This window comes from Achromobacter sp. Marseille-Q0513 (genome assembly GCF_018195695.1).
Lineage (GTDB): Bacteria > Pseudomonadota > Gammaproteobacteria > Burkholderiales > Burkholderiaceae_B > Achromobacter.
The window spans coordinates 1-4,067 of the sequence record NZ_JAGTJY010000301.1; the positions used below are offsets into that span (position 1 = coordinate 1).

The window sequence follows — 4,067 nt, forward strand, 5'->3', positions numbered from 1 at the left end:
TGTCTATACCGTGCGCCCCGCCCCGGCCGCCGCCGATGCCGCGCAGCTTGAACCGGTGACGGTGCAAGGCGCGTCGGTGGCCGAGGGCGGCTACCAACCCGAGCCCACCGCCTCGGTGACGCGCTCGTCCGTGCCGGTGCTGGACCAGCCGCAAGCCATCAACGTGGTGCCGGCGCAGGTGCTGCGGGACCAGCGCCCGCGCAACCTGGACGACGCGCTGGCCAACGTCAGCGGCATCACCCAGGGCAACACGCTGGCCGGCACGCAGGACACGCTGATGAAGCGCGGCTTCGGCGCCAATCGCGACGGCTCCATCATGCGCAACGGCATGCCGCTGGTGCAGGGCCGCGGCCTGAACGCCGCCGCCGAGACGGTGGAAGTGCTGAAGGGCCCGGCCTCGCTGCTGTACGGCATCATGGATCCCGGCGGCGTCATCAACATCGTCGGCAAGCGCCCCCAGCTCACGCCGTACCACGCCATCACGCTGAGCGGATCGACCTACGCGCACAGCCGCAACGGCGTCGGCGCCACGCTGGACAGCACCGGCCCGATCGGCGATTCGCGGCTGGCCTACCGTCTAGTGGTGGACACCAGCAACGAGGACTACTGGCGCGACTTCGGCCGCCGCCGCGACACCCTCGTCGCCCCGTCGCTAGCTTGGTACGGCGAGGACACCCAGGTGGTGGCGTCCTACGAGCACCGCGACTACATGTACCCGTTCGACCGCGGCACCGCGCTGGACCCGAACACCGGCAAACCGCTGGACATCCCCTCGCGCCGCCGGCTGGACGAGCCCTACAACAATATGTGGGGCAGCACCGAGCTGGCGCAGGTCACGGTCGACCAGCGGCTGGACGAGCGCTGGAAGGCCCACCTGGGCTACAGCTGGAACCAGGAACACTACGACGCCAACCAGGTGCGGGTCACCAGCCTGGACCCCGCCACCGGCACCCTGCGGCGCAGCAACGACGGCACGCGCGGCGCGCTGTCCACCGACCACTACGTGATCGGCTACCTGGACGGCCGCGTCGACCTGGGCGGGCTGCGCAACGACCTGCAGGTCGGCGCCGACTACGAGCGGCGCAAGATCTTCCGCTCCGACCTGATCCGCCAGGCCATCTCGCGCCCCTTCAGCTACGTCGACCCGGTCTACGACCGGCAGGGACCGGGCACCACCGTGGTCGCCAGCGACAGCGACCAGACCGACAAGCTGCGCTCCACCTCGTTCTTCCTGCAGGACACGCTGCACCTGAATGAACGCTGGCTGCTGGTGGGCGGGCTGCGCTACCAGCACTACGAGCAGCTGGCCGGCCGTGGCCGGCCCTTCAAGACCAACACCGACATCGCCGGCGGCAAGTGGCTGCCGCGCGCCGGGCTGGTCTACAAATGGACGCCCGAGCTGTCGCTCTATGCCAGCTATACCGAATCGCTCAAGCCCACCTCCACCATCGCGCCGCTATCCAGCGGCGCGATGATCGATTCCGGCGTCGCGCCCGAACAGGCCAAGTCCTGGGAACTGGGCCTGAAATGGGACATGCCGGGACAGACCACCGGCACCCTCGCGCTGTTCGACATCCGCAAGCGCAACGTGCTGGTCTCGCAATACAACGACGTCACCAAGCTGACCGACTGGCGCACCAGCGGCGCGGCGCGCTCGCGCGGCGTGGAACTGGACGTGAGCGGCGCGCTGTCCCGGCGCTGGGACTTCATCGCCAGCTACGCCTACCTGGACGCCGTCACCACCGAGGATCCGCTCTACCAGGGCAAGCGCCTGTGGAACGTGGCCCGTCACACCGGCTCGCTGGCCCTGGTCTACAACGCCGGCCAGATCGGCGAGGGCCGCCTGCGCCTGGGCGCCTCCGGCCGCTACGTCAGCACGCGGCCGGGCGATTCGGCCAATTCCTTCACGCTGCCGGCCTACACGGTGATGAACGCCTTCGCCACCTACGACACCCGCATCGCCGGGCGCAACGTGCAGTTCCAGCTCAACGTCAACAACCTGTTCGACCGGACCTACTACACCTCCAGCGCCAACCAGTACTTCATATCCATGGGCGATGCGCGGCAGGTCGTGCTGTCCACCCGCGTGGAGTTCTGATCATGCGCATCCGTCTTTCCCTGCTGCTGGCCGCCGCCTGCGCGTCGCTCCTGCCCGCCGCGCCCGCCGGCGCCGATGCCGGCGATCCCATCCTGGCCGGACGCGGCGTCGTCACGATGCCCGGCGCCGCGCGCGGCTGGGGTTTCCCCGCGCTCACGCCGGACGGCGGCCAGCTGCTGCTGGCCCGCCGCGAGAACGGCCTGGCCGTGTACGACACGGCCTCGCAGGCGGCGCCCGTCACCATTCCCGGCACCGAAGGCGCCAACGCCGCCGCCGTGGTGCCGTCCGCCGACCGGATCTACGTCGCCGCCATGGACGGCAACGTGATCGTCGTGCGCGCCTCCGACCGCAATGTGCTCAAGCGCCTGCCGGTGGACGCCGGCAACCTCAACAATGTGCTGTACGACCCGGACAGCGGCCAGGTGCTGCTGACCAGCGGCCGGCGCGATGCCGTGACCCGCGTCTACCGCCTGGATCCGGCCTGCGACTGCGTGCGCGCCCAGCAGGACCTGCCCGCCGCCAAGCTGGACGCGCCCGTCCTGCTGGGCCCGGGCCTGGCCGCGCTGCCGCTGCGCGATGAAGGCCGCGTCGCCGTCATCGACCTGCGGCGCATGGCCGTGACCCGGCTGTGGCAGCCGCCCTCGTGTCCGCGTCCCGGCGCGCTGGCCGCCGATCCGGCCGGCGCGCGGCTGTTCGTGGCCTGCCGGGGCGTCGACCCGCGCGTGCTGAGTCTGGACGCCGCCAGCGGCGCGGTATTGGCGAGCGCGCCCGCCGGCCGCGACATCAACGCGCTGGCCTACGACTCGCGACGCGGCTGGCTGCTGGCGCCCAGCGGCACGGATGCCCGGCTGTCGATCTACGAGGCCCGCGACCCCGGCCGCCTGCGCCGGCTGGCCGCCATCGGCACCCGGCCCTGGGCCCACAACATGGCCTATGACGCCAGGCGCGGCATCGCCTATCTGCCCAGCATGGACGACACCGAGGTCTACCCCGCCGCCGGCGGCGAGGCGCAGCGCCATTTCGCGGCGGACAGCTATGCCGTGACCACGCTGCGGCTGCGCGAGGCGCGGCCATGAGCGCCGGCCGCGACGTAGCCGCCCACGCGGCGGCACGGCCGCGCCCGCCCTCGCGGCGCGGCGCCTACCTGAAGGCGCTGCGCAAGGCGCACGGCTGGCTGGGCCTGTGGGGCGCGCTGCTGGGCCTGCTGTTCGGCGCCAGCGGCATCATCCAGAACCACCGCGCCGTGCTGAAGATCGACATGCCCGGCCCGGCGGTCGAAACGCTGCACCTGCAGGCGCCAGCCGGCTTGCCCCGCACCGACGCCGACGTGGCGCGCTGGCTGCAACAGGCGCTGCGGCTGGACAAGCCGGCCGAGCGCATCCGCAAGGAGCCGGCGCAGGACGTGCGCTGGGGCGACACCGTGGCGCGCCAGCCCGAGCGCTGGCAGGCGCTGTTCCGCGCGCCGGGCTATCAGGTCCAGGTGGAGTTCTGGCCGCAAAGCGGCATGGCCAGCGCGCGCCGCAGCACGGCCAGCTGGTGGGGCGTGATCCAGAACTTCCATCGCGCCAACGGCGCCGGCGTGGCCTGGGTGCTGCTGTCCGACACCATCGGTGGCGCGCTGATCGCGCTCTGTCTGACCGGCGTGCTGCTGTGGACCGAGCTGGAAAAGCGCAAGCTGATCGGCGCGGCCGTGGCGCTGGCGTCGCTGGCGGCCACCGTGGCGGCGGTGGCGCTGTCCTGGGCCTAGCGCGCTGTTCCGCGGATACGCCCGCACGAAATCCCCCTGACCGCCACGGCGTCGTTGCAAAGCCTCGCGATACCAATTTGCCGCGCGGCGGGCCGTTGCCGGCCCGCCCCCCCCCCACCGGGGAAGGGCGGACACAGCCGCCCCCCCCCCCCCCCGCCCCCCCGCCGGGGGGGGCCGGCCCCCCCCCCATCGTCTGGCTCCCCCCGCCGATGGATACCGCGC

Annotated in this window: 3 protein-coding genes; all 3 read left to right on the forward strand. The window is 72.2% G+C overall.

Features of this window, described 5'->3' with window-relative positions; genetic code table 11:
* A partial coding sequence (locus tag KDH83_RS29820; RefSeq protein ID WP_212322450.1) for a TonB-dependent siderophore receptor occupies positions 1-2,098 on the forward strand: 2,098 nt, incomplete at its 5' end.
* 2 nt (positions 2,099-2,100) lie between these two features.
* A complete protein-coding gene (locus KDH83_RS29825) occupies positions 2,101-3,174 on the forward strand; it encodes a hypothetical protein (RefSeq protein WP_212322452.1) in 1,074 nt (357 codons plus the stop codon).
* Positions 3,171-3,845, forward strand: a complete 675-nt coding sequence (locus KDH83_RS29830; RefSeq protein ID WP_212322454.1) for a PepSY-associated TM helix domain-containing protein — start codon at positions 3,171-3,173, stop codon at positions 3,843-3,845. The genes KDH83_RS29825 and KDH83_RS29830 overlap by 4 nt, the downstream gene beginning before the upstream one ends.
* Positions 3,846-4,067 lie beyond the last annotated feature (222 nt).